The organism is Cognatundibacterium oligocarboniphilum (assembly GCF_013377855.1).
Lineage (GTDB): Bacteria > Pseudomonadota > Gammaproteobacteria > Burkholderiales > Burkholderiaceae_D > Undibacterium > Undibacterium oligocarboniphilum.
Genome location: NZ_JABXYJ010000002.1, coordinates 173,520 through 198,952 on the forward strand (window position 1 = coordinate 173,520; position 25,433 = coordinate 198,952).

The 25,433-nt window shown below is 51.5% G+C and carries 22 protein-coding genes; 11 read left to right on the forward strand and 11 right to left on the reverse strand.

Annotation, left to right across the window (positions count from 1 at the left end):
- Positions 1-3: 3 nt before the first annotated feature.
- Genes HV832_RS03775 through cobA form a run of 5 tightly spaced genes read left to right on the forward strand, consistent with a single transcriptional unit; the run spans position 4 to position 4,253 of the window.
- Positions 4-525, forward strand: a complete 522-nt coding sequence (locus HV832_RS03775) for a DUF934 domain-containing protein (protein WP_176802231.1) — start codon at positions 4-6, stop codon at positions 523-525.
- Positions 522-1,235 (forward strand): phosphoadenylyl-sulfate reductase, encoded by a 714-nt coding sequence (locus HV832_RS03780; protein WP_176802232.1) that lies wholly within the window; start codon positions 522-524, stop codon positions 1,233-1,235. Before HV832_RS03775 ends, HV832_RS03780 begins: the two co-directional genes overlap by 4 nt.
- An 8-nt stretch (positions 1,236-1,243) precedes the next feature.
- Positions 1,244-2,179 (forward strand): sulfate adenylyltransferase subunit CysD, encoded by a 936-nt coding sequence (cysD, locus tag HV832_RS03785; protein WP_176802233.1) that lies wholly within the window; start codon positions 1,244-1,246, stop codon positions 2,177-2,179.
- On the forward strand, positions 2,179-3,501 hold the full coding sequence (locus HV832_RS03790) for a sulfate adenylyltransferase subunit 1 (RefSeq protein ID WP_176802234.1): 1,323 nt from the start codon (positions 2,179-2,181) through the stop codon (positions 3,499-3,501). Before cysD ends, HV832_RS03790 begins: the two co-directional genes overlap by 1 nt.
- Positions 3,502-3,512: 11 nt before the next feature.
- A complete protein-coding gene (cobA, locus tag HV832_RS03795; RefSeq protein WP_176802235.1) occupies positions 3,513-4,253 on the forward strand; it encodes a uroporphyrinogen-III C-methyltransferase in 741 nt (246 codons plus the stop codon).
- Positions 4,254-4,435: 182 nt separating this feature from the next.
- Here cobA and HV832_RS03800 read toward each other — a convergent pair whose 3' ends face one another.
- Genes HV832_RS03800 through lptF form a run of 4 tightly spaced genes read right to left on the reverse strand, consistent with a single transcriptional unit; the run spans position 4,436 to position 7,734 of the window.
- Positions 4,436-5,050, reverse strand: a complete 615-nt coding sequence (locus tag HV832_RS03800) for a substrate-binding periplasmic protein (protein ID WP_176802236.1) — start codon at positions 5,048-5,050, stop codon at positions 4,436-4,438.
- Between the two features lie 49 nt (positions 5,051-5,099).
- Positions 5,100-5,477, reverse strand: a complete 378-nt coding sequence (locus HV832_RS03805) for a sirohydrochlorin chelatase (RefSeq protein WP_176802237.1) — start codon at positions 5,475-5,477, stop codon at positions 5,100-5,102.
- Positions 5,477-6,607: an LPS export ABC transporter permease LptG gene (lptG, locus tag HV832_RS03810; protein ID WP_176802238.1), complete on the reverse strand. Its 1,131-nt coding sequence runs from the start codon at positions 6,605-6,607 to the stop codon at positions 5,477-5,479. The genes HV832_RS03805 and lptG overlap by 1 nt, the downstream gene beginning before the upstream one ends.
- Complete coding sequence (lptF, locus tag HV832_RS03815) at positions 6,604-7,734, reverse strand: LPS export ABC transporter permease LptF (RefSeq protein ID WP_176802239.1); 1,131 nt, start codon at positions 7,732-7,734, stop codon at positions 6,604-6,606. The genes lptG and lptF overlap by 4 nt, the downstream gene beginning before the upstream one ends.
- A gap of 50 nt (positions 7,735-7,784) precedes the next feature.
- On the opposite strand from lptF, the gene HV832_RS03820 reads away from it, so the two are divergent.
- Complete coding sequence (locus tag HV832_RS03820; RefSeq protein ID WP_176802240.1) at positions 7,785-9,293, forward strand: leucyl aminopeptidase; 1,509 nt, start codon at positions 7,785-7,787, stop codon at positions 9,291-9,293.
- Positions 9,294-9,397: 104 nt separating this feature from the next.
- Positions 9,398-10,165, forward strand: coding sequence for an exodeoxyribonuclease III (xth, locus tag HV832_RS03825; RefSeq protein ID WP_176802241.1), 768 nt, complete (start codon positions 9,398-9,400; stop codon positions 10,163-10,165).
- A gap of 7 nt (positions 10,166-10,172) precedes the next feature.
- On the opposite strand, the gene HV832_RS17465 is transcribed toward xth, so the two are convergent.
- Positions 10,173-12,050 carry a methyl-accepting chemotaxis protein gene (locus HV832_RS17465; protein WP_176802242.1) on the reverse strand — a complete coding sequence of 626 codons (1,878 nt, stop codon included), beginning with the start codon at positions 12,048-12,050 and terminating at the stop codon, positions 10,173-10,175.
- Positions 12,051-12,226: 176 nt separating this feature from the next.
- Between HV832_RS17465 and HV832_RS03835 the strand changes: the two genes are divergently transcribed.
- Positions 12,227-12,742 (forward strand): GNAT family N-acetyltransferase, encoded by a 516-nt coding sequence (locus tag HV832_RS03835; protein ID WP_176802243.1) that lies wholly within the window; start codon positions 12,227-12,229, stop codon positions 12,740-12,742.
- A gap of 46 nt (positions 12,743-12,788) precedes the next feature.
- Here the strand turns inward: HV832_RS03835 and HV832_RS03840 are convergent, their stop codons facing one another.
- A complete protein-coding gene (locus HV832_RS03840) occupies positions 12,789-13,259 on the reverse strand; it encodes a cyanophycin metabolism-associated DUF1854 family protein (protein WP_176802244.1) in 471 nt (156 codons plus the stop codon).
- On the reverse strand, positions 13,259-15,517 hold the full coding sequence (locus tag HV832_RS03845; RefSeq protein WP_176802245.1) for a cyanophycin metabolism-associated ABC transporter: 2,259 nt from the start codon (positions 15,515-15,517) through the stop codon (positions 13,259-13,261). Before HV832_RS03845 ends, HV832_RS03840 begins: the two co-directional genes overlap by 1 nt.
- 368 nt (positions 15,518-15,885) lie before the next feature.
- Between HV832_RS03845 and HV832_RS03850 the strand changes: the two genes are divergently transcribed.
- Entirely contained in the window at positions 15,886-18,063 is a 2,178-nt protein-coding gene (locus tag HV832_RS03850) for a cyanophycin synthetase (RefSeq protein WP_176802246.1), read from the forward strand.
- Positions 18,064-18,225: 162 nt separating this feature from the next.
- Positions 18,226-20,799: a cyanophycin synthetase gene (cphA, locus tag HV832_RS03855; RefSeq protein ID WP_176802247.1), complete on the forward strand. Its 2,574-nt coding sequence runs from the start codon at positions 18,226-18,228 to the stop codon at positions 20,797-20,799.
- A 163-nt stretch (positions 20,800-20,962) separates the two neighbouring features.
- Here cphA and HV832_RS03860 read toward each other — a convergent pair whose 3' ends face one another.
- The 3 genes from HV832_RS03860 to HV832_RS03870 all read right to left on the reverse strand — a co-directional run bounded on the left by HV832_RS03860 (position 20,963) and on the right by HV832_RS03870 (position 22,787).
- On the reverse strand, positions 20,963-21,502 hold the full coding sequence (locus tag HV832_RS03860; protein WP_176802248.1) for a cysteine hydrolase family protein: 540 nt from the start codon (positions 21,500-21,502) through the stop codon (positions 20,963-20,965).
- A 302-nt stretch (positions 21,503-21,804) separates the two neighbouring features.
- Positions 21,805-22,149 (reverse strand): ribbon-helix-helix domain-containing protein, encoded by a 345-nt coding sequence (locus HV832_RS03865; RefSeq protein WP_176802249.1) that lies wholly within the window; start codon positions 22,147-22,149, stop codon positions 21,805-21,807.
- Positions 22,150-22,205: 56 nt separating this feature from the next.
- Positions 22,206-22,787, reverse strand: a complete 582-nt coding sequence (locus HV832_RS03870) for a DJ-1/PfpI family protein (RefSeq protein ID WP_176802250.1) — start codon at positions 22,785-22,787, stop codon at positions 22,206-22,208.
- Between the two features lie 272 nt (positions 22,788-23,059).
- Between HV832_RS03870 and HV832_RS03875 the strand changes: the two genes are divergently transcribed.
- On the forward strand, positions 23,060-24,379 hold the full coding sequence (locus HV832_RS03875) for a GGDEF domain-containing protein (RefSeq protein ID WP_176802251.1): 1,320 nt from the start codon (positions 23,060-23,062) through the stop codon (positions 24,377-24,379).
- A gap of 50 nt (positions 24,380-24,429) precedes the next feature.
- On the opposite strand, the gene HV832_RS03880 is transcribed toward HV832_RS03875, so the two are convergent.
- Entirely contained in the window at positions 24,430-25,347 is a 918-nt protein-coding gene (locus HV832_RS03880) for a GGDEF domain-containing protein (protein WP_176802252.1), read from the reverse strand.
- Positions 25,348-25,433 lie beyond the last annotated feature (86 nt).

Sequence of the window (25,433 nt, forward strand, 5' to 3'; positions counted from 1 at the left end):
ATCATGCGGCAAATTATTAAAAATAAAGTGATCGTGCAGGACGACTGGAGCGTACTGCGTCCGTCAGCTGAAGACAATCCGGCTACCGTCGCGGTGCCGGCTGGCAAAGTAATTGTTCCACTGAAGGTGTGGCTGACACAACGGGAAAACTTAAAAAGCAGAACCAATCTTGCCGTCTGGTTTGCCAGCGACGAGCAGGCAAAAGAGTTGAAAGAAGATATCCAGCATTTTGCTTTGCTGGCCGTCGACTTCCCCAAATTTACCGATGGCCGCGGCTATTCGATCGCCTACAATCTGCGCAACCGCTTCGGTTTCAGCGGTGAGCTGCGTGCCATTGGTGACGTATTGCGCGATCAGCTGTTTTACATGCAGCGTGTCGGCTTTAATTCCTTTGCAACCCGTGAAGATAAAAGCATCGAAGATGCGCTGAAAGGATTGAGCGTTTTTTCTGAAAAATACCAGACTTCCTGGGATGAAAAAAATCCCCTGTTCCGCCGTGCAGAACGTGCAGGAGCAACGGTATGAGTGATTTCGAGAGCCGTCTGGCGGCAACCCGGTCAACGCTGGCAAAAATCGCTACTGAATATGCGCCGGCAGTATTTGCATCCAGTCTGGCGGCAGAAGACATGGTGCTGACTGACCTGATTCTGAAAAGCCAGTTAAATATCGGTATTTTTTCACTCGAAACCGGCCGCCTGCATGCAGAAACACTGGGAATGCTGGATAAAATCCGTACCACCTACGGCACAGAAATCCTGTTGTACAAGCCAGATCCGGCAGCAGTCGATACCTATGTGCAGCAGCACGGACTGAATGCTTTTTACGACAGCGTAGAACTGCGCAAAGAATGTTGCCGCATCCGGAAAGTAGAGCCGCTGAAGCGGGCGCTAACCGGAAAAAAAGCCTGGATTACCGGTCAGCGCCGGGCGCAATCCGCCACCAGAACCGAACTGGCCGTGCAGGAAGATGACGCTGCGCATGGTATGCAAAAATTTAATCCGCTGGCTGACTGGTCTGAAGAAGATGTCTGGCACTATCTCCGCAGTAACAATGTGCCCTACAATCCCCTGCACGACAAAGGTTATCCGTCCATCGGTTGCGAACCATGCACCCGTGCCATCCAGCCAGGTGAAGACATCCGTGCTGGCCGCTGGTGGTGGGAAAATCCTGAATCGAAAGAATGTGGTTTGCACGTTGTTGACGGCAAACTGGTACGCATTAAACAAACAGACTGAGTAAATTTATGAACACAGTTGTGGAACATCCCGCGATTGATGCGGCAAGCAATCGCCATCTGGACTGGCTGGAATCGGAAGCAATTCACATCATGCGCGAAGTGGCGGCCGAATGCAGCAATCCGGCACTGCTTTTTTCCGGTGGTAAAGACTCTATCGTCCTGTTGCGTCTGGCAGAAAAAGCATTCCGTCCGGGTAAATTCCCGTTTCCTCTGGTACACATCGATACTGGTCACAATTTTTCCGAAGTGATCGCTTTCCGCGACAAGCGGGTGGCCGAGCTGGGTGAACGCCTGATCATTGGCTCGGTCGAAGATTCGATCAAACGCGGTACGGTGCGCTTGCGTAACCCGGCAACGGATTCCCGTAATGCGGCACAGGCAGTCACCCTGCTGGAGACAATTGCCGAACATCAGTTTGATGCCTGTATCGGCGGTGCCCGACGGGATGAAGAAAAAGCGCGTGCCAAGGAGAGAATATTTTCTTTCCGTGATGAGTTCGGTCAATGGAACCCCAAAGCGCAGCGTCCGGAATTATGGGACCTCTACAATACCCGTGTTCATCCGGGTGAGAACATGCGGGTATTCCCGATTTCCAACTGGACCGAGCTGGATGTCTGGCAATACATCGCCCGTGAAAAACTCGAACTGCCATCGATTTACTTTGCTCATCAGCGCCAGGTCATTCCACGCAATGGCTTGCTGGTGCCGCTGACCGATCTGACCCCGCCACGTGAAGGGGAAATCGTAGAAACGCAGATCGTGCGTTTCCGGACTGTTGGCGATATTTCCTGTACCTGCCCGGTGTCCTCTGATGCGGCAACGGTAGAAGCGATTATCGAGGAAACCGCAATCACGCAGATTACAGAACGCGGCGCAACCCGCATGGATGATCAGACCTCTGAAGCATCGATGGAAAAACGTAAAAAAGAAGGATATTTCTGATGACAGCCGTAGCACAAACCCATACCGGGCTCAGCCAGGAACGCGGCTTATTGCGCTTTATCACTGCCGGTTCCGTGGATGACGGCAAAAGCACACTGATCGGTCGCCTGCTGTTTGACAGCAAGGGTATTTTTGCAGATCAGCTCGATGCCATCTCACGCGCCAAGCATAAGCGTACGGTCGGCGATACGATTGATCTGTCGCTGCTGACAGACGGGCTGGAAGCAGAACGCGAACAGGGCATCACGATCGACGTGGCCTATCGCTATTTTGCTACTCCTAAACGGAAATTCATCATTGCCGACACGCCGGGACATGAGCAATATACCCGCAATATGGTCACAGGCGCATCCACTGCGGATGCCGTCATTATTCTGATTGATGTCTCCAAGGTCAAACTGAATGACAACGGCAGCGTTGATCTGTTAGTGCAAACCAAACGTCATTCCACGATTGCGCATCTGCTGCAAATTGAACATGTGGTAATCGCTGTCAACAAAATGGATCTGGTCGACTATGATCAGACTGTTTATGACCGGATCGTTGCGGAATACCGGAACTTTGCAGCCCGGCTGGGTCTGAAAGATATTCATGCCGTACCGCTGTCCGCACTGGCAGGCGACAACGTCGTCAGCGCAACAGATAACATGCCGTGGTACAAGGGACCAACACTGATCGACCTGCTCGAATCTCTCAGTGTCTACGACGCCTGTCATGATGAACCTTTCCGCTTTCCGGTACAGCTGGTTGCACGCCACAATGGTCATGAAGCCAATGATTTCCGCGGTTATATGGGGCGTATCGAAGCCGGCAAAGTCAGCAAGGGTGATCAGCTGCTGGTCCAGCCGGGCGGGCAGACCGCGACCGTCAAAGACATTCTCACGCTTGACCGTTCGTTAGACAGCGCATTCGTTGGCCAGTCCGTCACCATCTTGCTGAACGAGTATCTGGACATTTCCCGTGGCGATATGTTGGTCAGTGCCGAACGGCCTGCCAGCCTGCTGAAAACCGTCAAAGCCGATTTATGCTGGCTATCAGAAGATGCGCTCGACGGCCGTCGTAAATACTGGTTGAAACATACTACGCGACAAGTCTCCGCAAGGGTCACCGCCGTCGAATCCCTGCTCGACATCAACACCCAGGAACGACGACCTGCCGATACGCTGAAGCTCAATGATATTGCCACGGTCTCCATCAATGTCCAGCAACCGCTGGCTGCTGATGCGTATGACCAGTTACGTTCCACTGGCGCATTTATCCTGATTGATGAGGTTACCCATCAGACAGTTGCAGCAGGTATGATCCGGATTGAGACGAACTAAACTGAATCGAGATGAGTGATATCAAGGCGCCTTCCGGAAAAGTGTATTTAGTCGGTGCCGGACCCGGAGCCGCCGATCTGATTACCGTACGCGGTGCCCGTTTACTCGCGGAAGCAGATGCTGTGCTGTACGACGCACTGGTGACGCCGGAAATGCTGGAACTGTGCAGTCAGGCAGTCAGAATTCCAGTAGGGAAACGCAGCGGACAACGTTCCGCGGCGCAGGAAGACATCAATCAGAAAATGATTGAATGCGCGCATCAGTATCGACTGGTTGTGAGGCTTAAGGGCGGTGATCCAATGTTATTTGGCCGCGCCGATGAGGAAATGTCTGCACTGGAACGTGCAGGTATTGATTACGATATCGTACCTGGTATCACGACAGCACTGGCAGCGGCTTCCAGCGTGCGCCAGCCGCTGACAAAGCGCGGTATCGCCCGCAGTGTCGCCTTATTCACATCCAGCACTGCACCGGGAGAAAATGCCGATACCCGCATTCCTGACTGCGACACGCTGGTACAGTACATGGGAGGCCGTGAGGCGATGCTGACGGCACAAAGGATGTTGAATGCCGGTTTCTCTTCTGACCTGCCTGTGATGGTAGTTGAAAACTGCAGCCGTGCAAATCAGCAATCACGCTCACTCACATTATCTGCACTGGCTCAGGGTCTGCCCGTCAGCGAGGGACCGGTGCTGGTGATGATGGGAGAAGCCATGCGCGCCAGAGCCGGATTTTCAAATTCGGAGGGCTAAATCTCAACTCTTGAAGGCGAAAAATACTACTTACCGGTCATGTGGAACACGGATGCCATATTTGTATGCCAGACGTTGAAAATCTTCTTCAGCAAGTAACTGCTCGAACAGTTCGTCGTAACGCAGTTGCAGTTTTTTGCAGTGCTGCCGGCAGTATGCAAGATAACCGTCCTGCATATCAATCACTGGCTCCAGCGGCAGCAAACTGGATAACGCCCGTTGCTCTTGCGTATGATGGTATCCGTATTCCTCAGATTAGTCGCCAGCAAATCTATATGCTTTGCTTCCAGCATATTGAGGCCATTCAGCAGGGAATTCACCATCTCAGGTTTCAAGGCATTTTTAGACGTCTCAAATTGCGCCCCGTATGCCCATCCGTGAATCACGCCAATTTTTGTGTCATGCAAATCAGCATAACTTCCGGTCCAGTATCTGCTGTCATTTTGTCTGGCATAGAACACCATAAAATCACGGTAAAACGGTCGTCTCGCAAAAATGAAGCGCTCTTCGCGCTCCGGATTTTTATATGGCACGATCAGAATTTGCGCCTGCCCGTATTCGACCATCCACTGCACCCGGCTCCAGGGATAAATTCCGAAACTGACCTGATCACCATTCCGCTTAGCCAGCAATCTCAGAATCTTCATCGCAAACCCGGTATATTCTCCTTCCCTGGTTTGCTCAAAGATGTTGGCAAACTCTGCACCGACAGCCAGAATCCGTTCCGTGCCGGAAGCCGGCTGAAAATTCAGCAATCCAAAAAGAAGCACAGAAAAAAAGGTTCTCACTGTTTTCATGATCCGCCAGGACAGTTCAGTAAAAACTCAGAAAGAGACCAAAAAAAGATCAACGATTTTGTAGCTGTTGCAGGCAATAATTGCTGATGGCGTTGAGTACGCTTTCATCTTCCCCGACTGCCTGCACCTGCTGTATCTGTATGGCAGGAAAATCTGTGCGAAGCCGCTCCAGCATCAGGGGTAAGTCACGCAATACATGCCCTCCCTGTCCTAGAAAAACCGGAACGATGCTGATTGTGCTGACGCCATCGGCAACCAGTTGCGCCACCAGCTCAGGCAAAGACGGTGTCATGAATTCAAGAAACGCCAGCCGTACAATCGCCCCCCCCGCATTGTGCTGCGTCATTTCCCGCAAACGCTCAAATGGATGCGCCCAGCGGGGATCTCTGGCGCCATGCGCAAACAGAATCAGTGCAGATTGCCTCATCAATGCCTTTCAAAGTAACGGATACCTGCCAGCGCGATTCCTAAAAATAAAATACTCGGCACCAGTGCAGTCACCATCGGCGGCCAGGTATTGAGTAGCCCGAGGTGGGAAAATAAACGATTAATCAGGTAAAAAAACATTCCGATCATAATACCGCTGAAAATTTTCAGGCTGATACCACCGCTTCTGACATGCAGATATCCAAAAGGTAATGCCAAAGCCATCATGACCAACGTCACGAAAGGATAAGTCATCTTTTTCCAGAAAGCGATTTCGTAACGTTCACTATCCTGTTTATTATCGTTCAGATGTTGCGTATATGTCGCCAGATCAACAGCAGACATGCGATCGGGGTCGGCAAAAAGTACCGACAAAATATCCGGTGTGACTTCAGAGATCACATCCAGACCCGGGACTTTCTGACTTTTCACATTTGCAATGTCTTCGCTGGATAGTGTCTTGGGAAACGAGGTTTCTGACACGTCAGAAAGATGCCAGATATTTTTCCCTATGTATTCCGCATTTTTCGCGGTGACTTCGCGCGCCAGATGAAAATTTTTATCGAACTCATACATCCGTACATCTTTCAGTTGCCGGTTAGGCAGAATTTCCTTCACGTTCAGAAAGCGTGATCCGGTGATATCGCCGCTCAGACCGTGTTCACGAATCAGGTCTTTGGTCCACAAACCAGTCCTGAATTCCTGGGTCTCAGAGGCGCCCAATGCAGTCAGTTTCATCCGTTCAGCCAGTTTACTGGTATTCGGTGCGATCACTTCACCAAATAAAAAAGTGAGTAATACAAATAGCAAACCAATTTTCAACAGCATGGTACCTGCCATGCCCGTCGACATACTGGCTGCGCGCATAATGGTAAATTCTGAGTTGGAAGCGAACTGTGCCAGCACGTAAATGGTACCGATCAGAACGGCGATTGGCATGAATTCATAAATATAACCAGGCATTCCCAGAAATACATACAACATGGCATGCTGCAGGCGATAGCCACCTTTATTTACCGTCTGCAATTCTCCCATCAGATCAAAAAAAGAAAACAGCGCCAGCAAAGCCACCATCACAAACAAGACGGCCCGCAAAATCTCGACCGCAAAATATTTTTGCAAAATTCTCATGCCACTACTTCCTTTTTCCGGAGACCGGCTTTCAGCCTGGACCAGAGAACCAGCGGATGCCAGCGGTGATTCACCTCAAGCCGCCACATAAATAACAGGCCGATCAGAAACACCACCAGCGCATGCACGGGCCACCATGCCATGGCAAACTGACTCCGCCCCTGCGCCACCAGTGCCTGAGAAATATTAATGCCATTGAGATAAATCACTACCGATAATAAAGCCACGATCAGATTGGCAGAACGTCCCACCCGTGGATTGACATATCCCATAGGAATGGCCAGCAACATCAAAGACACACTCATGAATGGCAGGGAAATGCGCCACAACAGCTCTGCCAGTTTGCCATTATCCGGATTATCCAGCAGCAACATCAGCGGCATGGATTTGGCAGAGTGATCGCCATCAAGCGGACCGTTCTGACTCGATACCAGCACACCGTATTTCTCAAATTGCATCATCTGAAAATCGGGCGCTGTCGGCAATCCGTCATAACGACGCCCCTGACTCATGACCAGAAATTTGTCGCCCAGTTTGTCGATTTCTATCCTGCCTTCTTTGGCCACCACCACGCTGGATTTGCCATCACGGATTGTATTGATGAAAATGTTCTGCACTTTACTGAGATCACCGGCCACCTCCTCGACGAAAAACACACGGTCGGACGAAGAGGATTCCTGAAATTTGCCGGGCGAGACTTTGGCAATATCCGAGCGTTTTTCGTAACGCTCGCGGAATTCAACGCTTTGCTGATTGGCCCATGGCGTCACAACCAGACTCAGAAGACCAGTCAGAATGATCCAGGGTGCACCAAACCTTAACACTGGCCCGATCCACTCAGTCAGGCTGAGGCCGGATGCAAACCAGACGACCATTTCTGAGTCCTGATAAGAGCGGGTCACCACCAGCAGCACGGAAATGAATCCGGTCAGGATCAGCAAAATCGGCATATTAATCAGAGAGGTAAAGCCAATTAATGCCATCAGATCCGATGAAGCAACCTTACCATCGGCTGCCTGGCCAAGTATTTTGATCAACATCACTGAGATCGTGATGGTGAATAATGTCGTAAAGACTGCGCCTGCTGCACTGAGCAATTCACGTCGTAGCGCGCGTTGAAAAATCATGAGAAGGATTATAATGTCCGTTTTACGAGACTTACCAAGAGGAGTAATACGTGGACTTTAGCATAAAAATAATCGACGCCAAAAGTACATCAACAGCCCACAAGGCTCTGAAGACAGCATGTATCGTTGTCGGCGTGTTTGAAAAAAACAAACTTTCCACCATTGCCGCAGGTCTGGACAAACAAGGGGTAGTTGCCGCCGCGTTGAAATCCGGTGATATCTCCGGTAAACCGGGCTCATCACTATTACTGCGCGGCATAACAGACATTGCTGCAGAACGTATTCTTTTGGTTGGCCTCGGTGAAGAAACCAATTCCGTCTCAGAAAAAAATTATCAGTCCGCAATACAGGCGGCCGCCCGCAACCTGGCGATATTGGGTGCAGGTGATGCGCTGATTGCACTGCCTGCAGTCAAAGACCGCGATGTATCCTGGTCGATCAGAACAACCGTCATCGCTTTCCGCGAAAGTATTTTCCGTGCAGACGGCCTGAAAAGCAAAAAGGAAACATCGCCGACCGGCGTTAAGAAAGTGGCTATTGCCGTCACTACCGATGACAGCGCGCTTGCTAAAACAGCTTTGACACAAAGCGTAGCGCTGGCCAACGGGATGGACCTCACAAAAGAACTCGGAAATCTGCCACCGAATATCTGCACGCCGACCTATCTGGCAACTACTGCAAAGACGATTGCTGACAACTATAAAATGGGTGCAGAAATCCTCGACCGAAAACAAATACAGGCGCTCAAAATGGGCAGTTTTCTGTCCGTCACCAACGGTACTGCGGAGCCACCTAAATTTATCGTGTTGAAACACAATGGCGGCAAGGCCAAGGACGCCCCGGTAGTGCTGGTCGGCAAAGGCATCACCTTTGATTCAGGCGGCATCTCTCTGAAGCCCGGCGTGGGCATGGATGAGATGAAATACGATATGGGTGGTGCAGCCTCGGTGCTCGGTACCATGCGTGCCATTGGCGAGATGAAATTGAAGCTGAATGTTTACGCGATTATTCCTACCTGCGAAAATATGCCTTCCGGCACAGCAACTCGTCCTGGCGATATCGTTACATCGATGTCTGGCCAGACCATCGAAATCCTCAATACCGACGCGGAAGGCCGTCTGATCCTGTGCGATGCACTGACTTATGCTGAACGCTTTAATCCTGCCGCCGTGGTGGATGTCGCAACGCTGACCGGTGCATGCGTCACTTCGCTGGGTCATCACAATTCAGGTTTGTTCACACGTCATGACGACGCGCATGACAAACTGGCTGCAGAATTACTGGCTGCCGGCAAACAAACCGGAGACACTGCATGGCGTATGCCGATTGAAGAAGCTTACAATGAGCAGCTGAAATCCAATTTTGCAGATATGGCAAATATCGGCGGTCCGGCTGGCGGCAGTATTACTGCGGCATGTTTCCTGGAGCGCTTCACGAAGAAATATACCTGGGCGCATCTGGACATTGCCGGTACTGCCTGGAAATCTGGCCCAGCCAAAGGTTCTACGGGCCGGCCAGTACCTTTACTGACAACCTTCCTGATCAACCGAGCCGGTTAACCTCTGTCAGGACTCTTCACCGGCATGCCGGTGTCTTGATACAACGTGCCGTGCTCTGGTGCTAAAGAGTACGGCTTATTTTTTCAACTCGATGCTTGCCTGCCATGAAATTAAGTACTTGGAACGTTAATTCCCTGAAAGTCCGGCTGCCACAAGTGCTGCAATGGCTGGAAACCAATCCGGTCGATGTTTTATGCATCCAGGAAACGAAGCTGACTGATGATAAATTTCCTCAGGCTGAGATTGAAGCTGCCGGTTATCACGTCGTATTTACCGGTCAGAAAACATATAATGGTGTAGCGATTCTGTCACGCCATCCGATGTCAGATATCCAGAAAAATAATCCGCAGTTTGAAGACGAACAGCAGCGCATTATCGCAGCAACAGTTAACGGCATGCGTATCATCTGCGCTTATGTCCCGAATGGACAATCGCCAGACTCCGAGAAATTTCAATACAAACTGAAATGGCTGGCATCGCTGGAAAACTGGGTACGCTCAGAGCTGCATCGCTATCCGGAACTGGCATTGCTGGGAGATTACAATATCGCGCCTGAAGACCGCGACGTTCATGATCCTACAGCATGGGAAGGTCAGAATCTGGTGTCTCCGGAAGAGCGCGGTGCCCTGCAGTCTTTGCTGAATCTGGGCTTATCAGACAGTTTTCGCCAATTTGAACAGGCCGAAAAATCTTTCAGCTGGTGGGATTACAGAGCGCTGGGCTTCCGGTTAAACAAAGGTCTGCGCATTGATCACATTCTGCTCTCAACGCCACTGGCGCAACGCTGCACCGCCTGCATGATTGACCGGGTACCACGCAAATGGGAGCAACCATCCGATCATGCACCGGTGGTCGCTACCCTGACACCCTGATACTGATTTAATTCTCGTACTCCAGACTTGGCGCCGCCTGTGGGGTGGCTGACTTTTTGACCGCAGCCATCCGTACTGCAGGCTGCTGGTGCTCAGTACGGAATGCAGACATGGCGGTTTTTAACAGGTTCGCCTGTTCTTCGAGTGACCCGGCAGCTGCAGCAGCCTGCTCCACCAATGCTGCATTTTGCTGTGTCGCTTCATCCATATGTGCTAATGCGACATTGACCTGCTGAATGCCATCGCTCTGCTCTGCTGATGCCGAAGTAATTTCATTGATGATGGCAGCCACCTGATCGACGGCAGCCACGATCCGGGTCATGGCTGCACCGGCTTTATCGACCAGCTCTGAGCCCTCGTTCACTTTACTGACAGAGTCCTCAATCAGCGTTTTAATTTCCTGCGCTGCCGCTGCGCTGCGCTGGGCCAGCGTACGGACTTCACTGGCAACCACCGCGAAACCTCTGCCCTGCTCCCCGGCTCTGGCTGCCTCAACCGCCGCATTCAAGGCCAGAATATTGGTCTGAAAAGCGATTCCTTCTATCACGCTGATGATGTCGACAATTTTGCGGGAACTGTCGGATATGCCCTGCATTGTCGTGACCACCTTACTGACAACATCTCCACCCTGAGTTGCCACATCCGAAGCGTTAACTGCCATTTTATTGGCTTCCCGGGCATTGTCAGCATTATTCCTGACGGCCTCAGTCAGTTCCTCCATGCTGGCAGCAGTTTCCTCCAGCGAAGAAGCCTGTTGCTCGGTTCGTCCAGATAAATCCATATTGCCGGTGGCAATTTCGGTCGCCCCGACAGTAATGGAATCTGTCGCCTTCCGCACATCAGTCACCATGACGCGCAACTGCTCCAGAAAGCGGTTAAATGCATCGGCCGTCTGTGCCACCTCGTCCTCGCCTTCTACTTCGATTTTTCTGCTCAAATCCCCGCCGCCGGCAGCAATCTCCGACATCGCATCACGCACGCGCTGCAAGCCGGAAAGCATGTGCCCAACCAGCCAGGTAGAAATAGGAACAATGACCGCCAGCAGAATCAGCATAACCGCAGCAGAAATCATCAGCAGTTGATCCAGTGCGGCCAGCGCTTTGTTTTTATCCACGACCAGCGCCAGATACATATCCGAACCGGTAATTTGCTGCAGGAACAGGAAGCTCGCCTTGCCATCGATATTGACCTGGGTCGGCTCAGTGTTTTTATCCATCTTGGTCAAATTTTCCAGCGCCAGCTCGGCAGCAATTTCCTTTGCCGGCTTCAACACTTTATTCTGATCAGCATGCGCCAGCACCTGTCCCGATTTATCCAGCAAAAATGCATAGCCATCGCCAGCCAGCTTGATCGTCAGAATCTGCTCCACAATTTTGGTCAGGAAAACATCCGCCGCAACAACACCACCTTCCCCTCCTTTGACCGGGGCCGCAAACGAAATCATGAGTCCGGGCGGATTCACGCCCATATACGCAGAAGTGACGATCGGCTTTTTAGCCTCCATGGCTGCTTTGTACCAGGGACGCACGGTTGGGTCGTAACCGGCAGGCGGTGGATTGGCTGGGAAATTAGTAAATGTCTTGTCAGGTTGCCCCAGATAGACACTCAGGAAGTTTCCCCCTTTGCTGATCATTATCAGACTGGAAGTCAGATCATTTCCATTCCCCACAGCCTCTGCCAAACTGGCAACCATTGAGGTATTCACTTGTATCCAGTTACTCAGGACAGCATTGTAGCTGGCTGCAACACTGCGGATTTCATTACTCAGATCATGCTCAATTTGCGATTTCATCCGCAGATAACTGCCGATAGTCAGAAAAACCGTACAAATGGTGACCAGCAACGCAATCACAAAAATCAACCTGCCTTTGAGCGACTTCATCATGTTCTCTCCCGTTCTTCTTGAGTAATTCAGAGATACCGAAACTGAAACAAAAAAACTGAATTCCAGAAATTCATATTACGCTGGAATTTTGGCAGCGTACAAACAATTTCCACTTTCCTTTTCTACCACAATGTCAAACAATGTGAATCTACTCTGAATTTTCCGATAATCTACCTATGACCATTCTGTACACGCACCGTTTAGTGTTGCGAATATTCAACGTTGATGATGCTGAATTTGTATTTGAACTGATGAATGATCCCAGCTGGATCAGGTATATCGGGGATAAAGGGATTGATGATCTCGACAAGGCCAGGGCGTGGATACGCGAACGACCACTGGAAAGCCAGCGCCAGCATGGTTTTAGCTTTTATGTCGTGACGTTAAAGGATACGGAAACGCCGGTCGGCATCTGTGGACTGATCAAGCGCGCCACGCTGCAGGATGTTGATATGGGGTACGCATTTTTACCGCAATTCTGTGGCCAGGGATATGCGTATGAGGCGGCTCAGGCGGTAATGCAGTACGCGCAGCAGCAATTCGCCTTTAAAAAGCTGGCTGCCATTACCTCACCGGATAATCAGCCTTCCAATCAGCTATTGTACAAGTTAGGTTTTACTCTTGAGCAAATATTGATACTGGATGGAGAAGAGCGGGAAACCAATCTGTATACTTATCATTTCTCCGCCTGAATCAGAGTTCCGCCGAGGTGATCTGAGCCAATATTGCCACTGCTTTTTACAAGAAACGATCCAGAATTTTCCGGCTATGCCGGTCAATCTCAAACATATCTCGGATCAGAAACTGAATGCCGTGATTGTCCGTAATCAGCAGTGAAGTTTTCCCGATGCGCCGGATATCCTCATCTCCTTTCAGCACAAATTCAGTTTCCCCGCGGTCAGTGCTGACGCTCCAGGTACAAGGCAGGGCGAAACTGCTGACACCGTTGATCCGCTGAATCTCAGGCATGAATTCCCGCCCCTCCAGTTCAATGGTCACCAGTTGGCGGGCGGTTTGAGGCAGATCGGTCAAAACATCAATCCATGCCACTTCACGCCCATCCGTTGTCACCAGCGAAATTCCAGACATCGGAGACTGAATCGGGAATGCCCGTACCGGACTCACGCCCTCAAATACCTCGCCACCGGCATTACGCAAAACCAGTTTACCGAAACTATTGCGATGTAATTCAAACCCGGCTGTACTCATTATTCTTCTCCCATCAGTTCAGCATGACGCGCCTGTGCCTGATACAGCTCGTAATAAGCACCCTGCTTCGCCATCAGTTCATCATGTCCGCCGACCTCCACCACCTGCCCACGATCCAGCACCACCAGACGGTCGGCTTTATGCAATGTGGATAAGCGGTGTGCAATGGCAATCGTCGTGCGCCCCTGAACCAGATTATCGAGCGCTTTCTGAATTTCTTTTTCTGTCTGGGAATCAACGGAAGAAGTCGCTTCATCCATAATCAGAATGCGTGGGTCAATCAGCAGGGCACGGGCAATCGAAATACGTTGCCGTTCACCACCGGATAATCCCTGGCCGCGCTCGCCGACCATCGAATCATAGCCCTGCGGCAAACGCAGGATAAACTCATGTGCATGCGCCGCACGTGCAGCAGCAATGATTTCGTCGCGACTTGCATCTGGCTTACCATAGGCGATATTTTCGGCAATGGTACCGAAAAACAGGAATGGCTCCTGCAAGACCAGACCGATGTTTTTCCGGTAATCAGCAACGGCAAACGACCGGATATCCACTCCATCAAGCAGGATCGCACCTTCCGACACGTCATAAAAACGACAAATCAGGTTAACCAGCGTACTTTTGCCCGAACCACTATGCCCAACCAGGCCGATCATTTCTCCGGGACGGATATTCAGGCTGATACCACGATTGACGGCGCGGTTGCCATAACGGAATCCGACTTCACGCAATTCAATCTGACCTTTCACTTCCTTGATGGCAACCGGCTGCTGCGGATCAGGAACGCTGGAAACATGATCCAGAATATCGAAAATACGCTTGGCCGCGGAAGCTGATTTTTGCGTCACGGAAACGATACGACTCATAGAATCAATCCGGCCATAGAAATTACTGATGAAAGCGACCGCAGCCACGAGGGAACCCACCGTGATTTCATTATGCGATACCTGCCAGATCCCAAATCCCCAAACCACCAGAATCCCGAGATCGGTCAGGAAAGATACCGTGGGCGAGAACAAAGACCAGACCTTGTTCAGACGATCATTGACTGCCAGATTGTGTTTGTTAGCGACGCGAAAACGGTTGGCTTCCCGCTGCTCCTGGGCAAAGGCTTTCACCACACGGATACCGGGAATGGTGTCAGCCAGCACGTTGGTGACTTCTCCCCACACACGGTCAATTTTTTCAAATCCGGTGCGTAATTTGTCTCTGACCAGATGGATCATCCAGGCGATGAATGGCAAAGGCAGCAAAGTCACCAGCGCCAGCTTGGTATTGATCTGCAGTAAAGCGACTGCAGTCATCACAAACATCAGCACATCGGTCGCGAAATCCAACAGATGCAAAGATAAATAAACACAGATACGGTCACTCTCGCTGCCAATACGGGACATCAGATCACCGGTACGCTTGCCACCGAAATACTCCAGTGACAATTTCAACAGATGCTCATAAGTGGCGGTTCGCAGATCTGCCCCGATCCGCTCCGAAACCAGCGCCAGAATATAGGTTTTTCCCCAGCTCAGCAGCCAGGCAATGACAGCAGACCCCAGCAGTCCGCCAATGTACAGGACAACCAGATGCGGATCGACATGCTGACTGTTCTGATAGGGAATCAGCACTTCGTCGGTCAGCGGCTTGGTCAGGTAACGCGGAATCATATGCGCTGCAGTTCCGAGCAGCATCAGGGTAAAACCAATCAGCAGCTGGATACGATAAGGATGCGCAAACCGCCAGAGACGGAATAATGTCCAGGTCGATGGCGGGGTATAAATCACTTTGGTGCAGACCGGGCACTCTTCCTGATCCGGTTCGAGTATCGCTTTGCAGCTTGGACAGATATTCTGCTCTGCACGCACCACGGGCTGTCCTGTCAGATGGCTTTGTAATTGCTCATTGAAGTGATCCAGCAAACGGATCGCATGCAGATTCTGCCCTAACGTAAACCGCCAGTCCGACAACAGGCCTTGTTCATCCGTCAGCTGTAAATGGCCGACACCGGCATGATCATGGTGCGACAGCTGCAAGCCGGGCCGGAAATTCCAGTTTTGCCAGTCTTTACCGCCGGCAGGCAGCGACTTGATGCCGCAGTCAGTGACGACAACCAGACCTTTGACGAAATGCAGTCTGTTATCGAGGTCAACCTCCAATACACTTAAAACGTTCTCGCTTTCAGCGAGCTGACTGGTAAGAGCAGTTTTCCACGATGCGGAAAGCGATAATAAAGGCTGATCAGAACTGGTCGGTGAGGTGGTCATCGTGAGGCAAACTCCGGCTCAATGGCAAACTCCGGATCAATCCGGAGTCATTTTTTTTGAAAAAAGAGGTAACTTGATTCCCGTCAGAGGCATGTGCCATATCACGGAAGCGACAATTTACGGTATTCTATAGGAAGAAAAATCATCAGATAAAACTGATCATGGGGGTTCGGCTGTTGCGCTCTGGCGCAAGTATACCAGCAACGCCGTCTTTCTTTCTGGCAGGATAATGAATAAATAAGCTGGTCTGTGAGTCAGCCCTGCCGGTTGAAATTCAATTCCACTGGCGAAACCATTCTGAAAACGCAAATTGCACTATATTTGAAAAGATCCGGCATGGACCCGGCTTCAAAAAAGAAATTACTTACATGACAACAAAAAAGAAAGATATCAGCATATTGCGCGTCAGTCATTTACGCGGACCAAATATCTGGACATATCGCCCGGTGATTGAAAGCTGGCTGGATATCGGGGCGCTGGAAGACTCACCATCCAATCAATTGCCCGGCTTGTTTGAACGGCTGACCAGCTGGCTGCCAGGTCTGATCGAACATCGTTGCGGTGTTGGCGAGCGCGGTGGTTTTCTTGAGCGCCTGCGTGAAGGCACGTGGGCCGGCCATATTCTGGAACATGTTGTCCTGGAATTGCAAAATCTGGCAGGAATGCGTACCGGTTTCGGGCAGACACGCTCCACCAGTCAGGCTGGCGTTTATAAGATGGCCTTCCGCACCCGGGAAGAAAAAGTTGGCCGGGTGGCTTTAGAGATCGGACGCGACTTGCTGATGGCCGCCATCAATGACACTCCTTTTGATCTGAACGGAAAGCTGGCCGGATTGCGCGATCTGGTTGACGCCCGCTGCCTGGGACCAAGCACAGCCAGCATTGTTGATGCCGCTACCGACAGACGCATTCCATCCATTCGCCTCACCGATGGCAATCTGGTGCAGCTGGGGCATGGCGCTGCGCAGCGCCGTATCTGGACAGCAGAAACTGACCGTACCAGCGCAATTGCAGAGAGTATCGCCTGCGACAAAGACCTGACTAAAACTTTATTAAAATCCTGCGGCGTCCCGGTGCCTGAAGGATGCATTGTGCGCAGTCCGGAAGAAGCCTGGGAAGAGGCGCAGGATATCGGCCTGCCAGTCGTCATCAAACCGTATGACGGCAATCACGGTCGTGGCGTATCGCTGAATCTGATGACAAAGGATGATGTAGAGGCCGCGTATCATCTTGCCGCCCGCAAAGGCGGAAGCAAGAGCGTGATCGTCGAACGTTTTATCACCGGTCATGAACATCGAGTTCTGGTGGTCGGTAACAAAGTCGTGGCAGTCGGCAAAGGCGAGTCACTCTGGATAACCGGCGATGGCCATTCCACCGTGAAAGAACTGGTTGACAGCCAGATTAATACCGACCCGCGACGCGGCACCACAGAAGAATTCCCGCTGAATATCATTGACCCGGCGGTTGCCGCCGAAGTGATTCTGGAACTGCAAAGACAGGGTATGCATGCCGGCTCAGTTCCACTCGATAAACAAAAAGTTCTGATCCAGCTCAACGGCAATGTTGCCCTGGACGTCACCGATTCCATTCACCCGGAAGTAGCGGAAGCTGCAACGCTGGCTGCACGCATCGTCGGACTCGATATCGCCGGTGTCGATCTGGTCACGGAAAACATCGCAGAACCGCTCCAGAAACATCAGGGAGCGATTATCGAAGTCAACGCCAGCCCTGGATTGCTCGCACATATCAAACCTGCTAATGGCGAAGGTCGTCATGTCGGCAAAGCGATCATCGATCATTTATTCGGTCCGGAAGAAACCGGACGCATTGATATTGTCGGCGTCGCAGGTACCCGTAATACCAGTCTCATTGCACGCCTGGTCGGCGCCCTGATTCATATCAGCGGCCGACAAACGGGTGTTGCCAGTGCTCAAGGACTTTATCTGAACAAACGCCTGGTCACGGAAGGTCAATGTGCCGACTGGGAGTCTGGTCAGCGCCTGCTGATTAACCGTTCAGTACAGGCTGCTGTTTTTGAGACCAATGCAAAAGCCATTCTGACGGATGGGCTTGCCTATGATAAATGCCGGGTCGGAGTCGTCACTGATCTGGACGGTCACGCTGGTCTGGGCGAGTTTTATATCAACGATGCAGATCAAATGTACAAGATCATGCGAACGCAGATTGATGTTGTGCTGCCTGACGGTGTTGCAGTGTTAAATGCCGCTGAGCCAGCTGTTGCGGAACTGGCAGAGCTATGCGATGGCAAGGTGATTTTCTACGCGCTGGATGCAGGACTGGAAACCATTGTGAAACATCGGACAATCGGTGAGCGGGTCGTATTTGTCAGGGATAACCATATCGTCCTGGCCAGCGGTGCTGAAGAAACGGCTCTGCTCCCCCTTTCCTCACTGAAACCGGCTAAAGCGCAGCAGCCTGAAACAATCATGGCAGCAGTCGCTGCGGCCTGGGCGCTGGATATCAGCCCCGAGCTGATTGGCGCCGGTCTCCGGACATTTGATTCAAGTCAGAAGGTAACGTACTGATTGACGCACTGATAATTTCAGTTTTATTCCATGCAATCTGACGGCGCCTGACGAGCCTTTCGCGTTGTTCGGGCAGGTCAGAAAGCATATATCGGACGGGTACTGCACCATCTGCATCACAGCATTACCCGGTAAAAGCCTTTTTCAACAGGACTAAGTTTTATGGAAGTATCACGCATCCGTGCCTTGCGCGGCCCGAATCTCTGGAGCCATCATACGGCGGTTGAAGCCATCGTCACCTGCAACGAAGCAGAATGCTCGATTGCAGAGATGACTGGGTTTGAAGACCGGCTGCGCGCCCTGTTTCCTGAGCTGAGTATTCTGCAGCCCACGGGTCACAACGATGCTATTCCGATGGCGCACGTCTATGAGCTGGCAACCCTCGGACTGCAGGCGCAGGCCGGATGTCCAGTCACCTTCAGCCGCACCACGCAGACGCTCGAACCCGGCATCTTTCAGGTCGTCGTGGAATATTCAGAAGAAGCTGTCGGCCGCCTGGCACTGGAGCTGGCAGAGAAACTGATTGCAGCTGCCATGAGCAATAGCAGCTTTGATCTTGCCGCCGCGTTAGAGCAATTGCGCGAACTGGATGAAGATGTTCGTCTCGGGCCTTCAACAGGTTCCATCGTCAATGCTGCGGTAGCACGCAATATTCCTTACCGCCGTCTGACTGATGGCAGCCTGGTCGCCTTCGGCTGGGGGTCCCGTCAACGCAAAATTCAGGCAGCCGAAATGGATGGTACCAGCGCCATCGCAGAAGCCATCGCTCAGGATAAAGAGCTGACAAAGAAATTACTGCATGCCGCCGGTGTGCCGGTTCCCTTAGGGCGAGTCGTTGAAAATCCGGATGATGCCTGGGCTGCTGCGCTCGAAATCGGCTTGCCGGTAGTTGTCAAACCCAAGGATGGCAATCAGGGTAAAGGCGTGACAGTAAACGTCACGACACGCGAGCAGCTTGAAGCAGGATTTCATGCCGCCAGCGAATTCCGTGACGATATTCTGGTGGAACGTTTCCTACCGGGCAACGATTTCCGGTTACTGGTGATCGGCAATAAACTGGTTGCGGCAGCACGCCGTGATCCGCCGCAAGTCGTCGGCGATGGCAAGCAGACTGTGCGTCAGCTGGTTGAACAGGTCAACAAAGATCCTCGCCGCGGCAGCGGTCACTCCACCTCGCTCACCAAAATCCGGTTTGACGACATCGCTCTCGCGAGCCTGGCCAAACAGGGTTTTGAAGCCGACTCGGTTCCGCCTAAAGGTCAGCGTGTCATTCTGCGCAATAATGCCAATCTTTCTACTGGCGGCGCTGCTACCGATGTGACAGACGACGTCCATCCGGAAGTAGCAGCAAGAGCCGTGGCCGCCGCACAAATGGTCGGACTGGATATCTGTGGCGTCGATCTGGTATGCGACAGCGTATTGAAACCGATCGAAGCGCAAAACGGCGGGATCGTGGAAGTCAATGCCGCGCCGGGTCTGCGGATGCATCTGTCTCCCTCGTTCGGTAAAGGTCGCGCAGTTGGTGAAGCCATTATCAATGCCATGTTTGACGAAGGTGAAGACGGCCGTATCCCGATCGTGGCGGTCACCGGCACCAACGGCAAAACTACCACAGTGCGTTTGATTGCCCATCTGATTGCCAGCAGCGGCCTGCGCACTGGCATGACCAACACCGACGGCGTCTACGTCAATGGCCGTCAGATCGACAGCGGTGACTGTAGCGGGCCGCGCAGCGCCCGGAATGTGCTGTCCCATCCTGACGTCGATGCCGCCGTGTTTGAAACAGCGCGTGGTGGCGTCTTGCGCGAAGGTCTGGCTTATGACCGCTGCCAGGTCGCTGTCGTCACGAATATCGGCTCCGGAGACCATCTCGGCCTGAATTACATTACGACCGTGGAAGATCTGGCCGTGTTAAAACGTGTGATCGTCCAGAACGTTGCTGACGATGGTTACGCCGTGCTGAATGCAGCCGACCCGATCGTCGCTAACATGGCCGCCAATTGCCCTTCCGCCGTCATTTTCTTTGCTGCTGACGTACAACAATATCCGGTCATGGCGGCGCACAAAGCCCAGGGCAAGCGCGTGGTCTACATTGAAAACGGCCATCTGGTTGCTGCCGAAGGCAAGTTCCGCGAAACAATCCCGCTGAGCGAAGTGCCGATAACACGCAACGGAACCATTAGCTTTCAGGTCGAGAATGTCATGGCATCGGTGGCAGCAGCCTGGGCCGTGGCGATCGACTGGAACCATATCCGTGCCGGCCTGAAAAGCTTTGCGAATGAAAATGACAATGCACCGGGTCGCTTTAATATGTTCAACTTCCGCGGCGCAACGGTGATTGCCGACTACGGTCACAATCCGGATGCCATGCTGGCTCTGGTCAAGGCCGTGGAAACTATGCCCGCCAGACGCCGCTCGGTGGTCATTAGTGGTGCCGGTGACCGGCGGGATCAGGATATCCGTCAGCAGACTGAAATTCTCGGTGAAGCGTTCGATGACGTTATCCTCTACCAGGATCAATGCCAGCGTGGGCGACAGGATGGTGAGGTCATTGCCCTGTTGCGTACTGGCTTGCAAAATGCCAGCAAAACACAGCGAATTGATGAAATCACCGGCGAATTCATTGCCATTGATCTGGCGATGAACCGGCTCGCTGAAGGAGACTTGTGTCTGATCCTGATTGATCAGGTTGAAGAAGCGTTGGCACACATCAGTCAACGCGTCGCTGCCGGTTAATAGTGTTGATTTCTCATTGACTGCCTGGCAACAATCAGAAGTACAGGCAGTCAATCGAGTCCTACCATAACTTGCATCAATCACATGACGCAGACGGATCAGCGATCCCTCTGACGTGTTGTCACCTATAGTCCTCCCATCAATCTGACTGCCGCTGCTCCGGTTACAGGCCAAACACCACACGTTCGGCAGGCAAAGCCTGAATCATCGGTCCGAAACTGCAGATTTCCGGCAAAGTCGCATTGTGATGAGTCCAGATTTCCGCTGCCCTGGCATGCGCTTTGTCGTGTGTGGTATGCGCATCGGACACCAGGATGACCGGATAACCCAACCCCGCTGCCCTGCGGGTGGTGGTATCGACACAAAACTCGGTCGCATAACCGCAGATGACCAGCTGATCTGTTTTCCATTTCTGCAACAACTCATGAAGCTCGGTGCGCAAAAAAGAATCCGGCGTAGTCTTCCGGAGGATGGTATCGCCGTCTTCCAGTATCAGATGCTGTTCCAGTTGCCAGCCCTCTGAGCCAAATGTCAGCGCCCCGTCTGCCGTTTCATGCTGAATGAACACAACCGGTACACAGGCATGACGCGCCCGCTCTGCCAGTCCATTAATCCGGGCTACCACAGCATCGGCCTGCCACGAGCGAGGTTCACCATCAAACAAACCACGTTGCACATCAATCACAAGGAGTGCAGCTTTCATGGTGGTATCAGGAAAAGTTAGAAAGAATGATCATAACTGAAAAAAATCCTTTCAATTCCAGGCATGCTCTTATTTCATCTGCTTATCTGAGGAACACAGTTCTCATATACTGAAGGGGAGTATATTTTTAATTCCCTTATTTGACCATGGTATCCAACCCTAAAATACTGGATAAGATGGGAGTATCTGAAAAAATCAGCGTCCGGAAAGAAATGCTAAAAATAAGGAAAATGACGTTCGCATAAAAAATGCCGGGCCAACGGCACCCGGCAAATTTGCGCTGCTGCTAACAGACATCAAAATCAAATGAAAAATCGTTGTGCTCCGGTATGCAATTCCCTGACGGCAGCCAGCGGTAGCCGCTTGTCAGAAGAAATAGTACCATCCGCCATCAGCGAAGTATAGCGCAGACAACAGACGCGCAGGAATGAACTGAAATTATCTATTTGTCCGCGATAGCTGATCAGTTCATCATACAGTTTCGTGATGAGCTGAATGGTGTTCATACTATCCCGGGCTGCAACTTCATCCAGCGTTTGCCAAAACAGTTTTTCCAGACGTATCGATGTGACGACGCCGTGCAAGCGTATAGAGCGCGCTTTGGATTCGTACAGGCCAGGATCGGCCTTCACAAAAATTTCACACATGTTTTCCCGCCCATCGTCAAGAAAATTTATGCACGATTATACGGTCATTACCCGGCCTACAAATGGATTTTTGTACCTAATAACACGAGAAATTGTGACAGCCACGCAGGATGCGCAGGCCAGGCGGGTGCCGTCACAAAATTTTTATCCGTCACGGCTTCTATGACTGCAATTGCAGCATAAGTCGCGCCGGCTGCTTCCACTTCCGGCTGGCAGGCCGGATAAGCTGAACAGGACACGCCGTTCAGCACCTTAGCAGCCGCCAGTATCTGCGCTCCATGACAAACCGCCGCAACCGGCTTATTGCTCTGCGCAAAATGCTGCACGATCGCCAACACTCGCGGATTCAAACGCAGATATTCCGGAGCGCGTCCGCCGGGAATCAGCAGGGCATCGTAATCCTGTTCGCACACCTGTGTAAAATCATGCGTCACCGTAAAACGATGACCCGGTTTTTCTGTGTAAGTCTGCTGTCCCTCAAAGTCATGAATCGCCGTTGCGACATAATCTCCCGCTTTTTTGTTCGGGCAGACGGCATGCACCTGATGTCCGACTGCCTGCAAAGTCTGGAACGGCACCATCGCTTCATAATCTTCCACAAAATCACCCACCAGCATCAATATCTTTTTACCTGCCATGATGTCTCCTGAACATGTTATAAAGGAATGACCATTCTTGACCAGTTTTGAGGAGCCGAGGTAATGACCAGTTACTACATCAGCACCATTGCTTTGTTGCAAAGCTGAACATGAAGGCACAATATTTAACATCATCATGCTGATCCGGCGCCGGGACATGCTTACTATTCCTGATAGGCAATCTGTGCAAGAATGATCCCGGATAAAATAATGCGGCCTGTTCCAGTGTGGAACGACAAAGACTGGCTGTCTCAATTGGATATGGAGTAAGAATGGCGGAAGCAAGTTCATTGTATAAAAATCAGGTCATGCTGCTTACTCAGACTTTTTTCATTAAAGATAATAAAGACGAGTTATTGCTGGCTGCACACAAATACGATTTTGATATCCGCTTTTATGACCAAATGCGGGATTTTGTCCAAGCGGTCGAACTCTCTGGCGACAGCACCTTGTTTGTGATTGATCTTGATGTGCTGTACAACATGCAGGACGATATGCAGCAACAGCGTCGTCAGACCATGTTCCTGAGCGACCTGCTGCAACGCCTGCCCACACACCGCCAGTACATCTATCTGCAAACTTTACGACAGGGGGAGCGCTTCCTGTTGCAGCAAAAACTGGTAGACAGCAATTGCCTGGCATACGCAGAAAAACCCATCAGCAATACGGTACTGGTCGAAAAATTATTCAATCTGTTCGGCCGGCATCGCCGGGGAGAAAGCAATGCCATCATGTATCTGGGGGATACCCTGCCGGTAGACATCCCGATGCTCAACAGCAATACGGTCGAACTGCTACAGGTGCATGAACCGCGGGCACTTCACCTGAGAGTCAGGGATACCCGGCCAGATATTGTACTGATTGATGAAAACCATTACCTCAATACCGAAGCGCTGGTCAGGGTACTGAAAAAAAATATTGAGTTTGATCCTGGCCAAGAAATTATCATGCTGCAGCGGCATCCCACACCGGCAATGACCCGGCGCGCGCTCGACAGCGGTTTTGATGAAGTGATGACATTTACTGAACCGGATATCCTGACCCGGCAACTGCTCAATCGGATAGAAAAAATCAGGACCAGCAAAGACCTGATCAGCAGAGACCGCGCAACCGGTTTACTGAACAAGATCGGCTTACAGAAAAAAGCACAAGAATGGATACGCAAAGCCAGCCAGGGTGGTGTTCCGCTTGCTTACGGCATTATCGATATCGATAAATTCAAGACGATTAATGACACGTGGGGCCATTACTTTGGCGATATTGTGATCAAGCGCTTATCGCTGGTACTGTCTGCGCAACTCGGCGAGCAGGATCTACTGAGCCGTTTTGGCGGCGAAGAATTCGTCATGATTTTCTGGAACTGTTCTTTGGAACAAGGCCGGCAAAAACTGGATGCCATGCGCGAAAGCTTCACCAAGGTTGCATTTGAGGTCAAGCCAGGAGAACAAAAATATTTCAGCTTCAGCGGCGGAATGGCAGGTTTCCCGGACTATGCATCAGAAAATGACCTGTTTTTGCGAGCGGATGCCATGCTGTATGAAGCCAAGCAGCATGGACGCAATCAGATCTGCAGCCAGCTTCCAGCTACTTAACATCCGCATTACGACACCGCCATCTTTCTTGAGTACGCGGGGTCACTCTGCTATTGACTGATGATGCAATTGCGCCCTGCACGTTTGGCCTGATACAAAGCATCGTCCGCGCGTTTCAGTACTTCATGGCAGGAGACATCCATCGGCAGCAGTTGACTCAGGCCACCGCTGATCGTTGCACCCTCACCCAAATCCCCCGTCAGACGCAATGCCTCGGCAATACGCAATCGCAAACGGCCGGCAATCGGAACTGCCTGCGCCAGATCAGTATGCGGCATCAGAATCACGAATTCATCTCCGCCAAAACGCGCAGGAATATCCGTACTGCGGAATTCACTCCTGCAAACTTCGGCAGCGACCTGAATTGCACGGTCACCATTCAGATGCCCGTATTCATCGTTCACACGCTTAAAGTCATCGATATCAAACATCAGGAGCGACATTGGCGTTCCGTAACGTGTAAACATCTCATACTGATCGCTCAGTGCCTCCATTAATTTGCGACGATTGAATAAGCCCGTCAACGGATCTGTTTCGCTCTGAATACGTAACCTGACTTCATAATCATTGCGTACAGTGATATTGCTTGCCACCCACAACACTGCATCCTCGCCCTGAACCTGAAATGCCAGCGCCTGCACCCGTCCCTCGAACCAAATCACACTGGAAGGGCCGCCAGGCGGCAAACCACGGACATCCTGACCGGAAAGACCATACTCCACCACATGAAGATTCCGGGATTCCAGCGCCTTGCCGATTTCCTGCATAAACCACGCGGTTTTCTCATCACTCAGCACATCAGAAATCCACTTTCCGATCAGTACACTGCCATCATGATAGTAGCGTGAATCGGAGCCGCCAAAAATAGCCGCATAACGACCACTGCGCGTCAGGATGAAAGCGGGGTCAGGTAGCGCTTTGAGAATCGTCGCCAGTTGTTCGTTCGAAAACCATGGTTCGTCATGCATTTGTTCCGCTCCATGAAGCCGGTATATAGTGCACCAGTTCTTGTATTATGAACCTGATTTTCATTCGCATCATGCGTGCACAACAG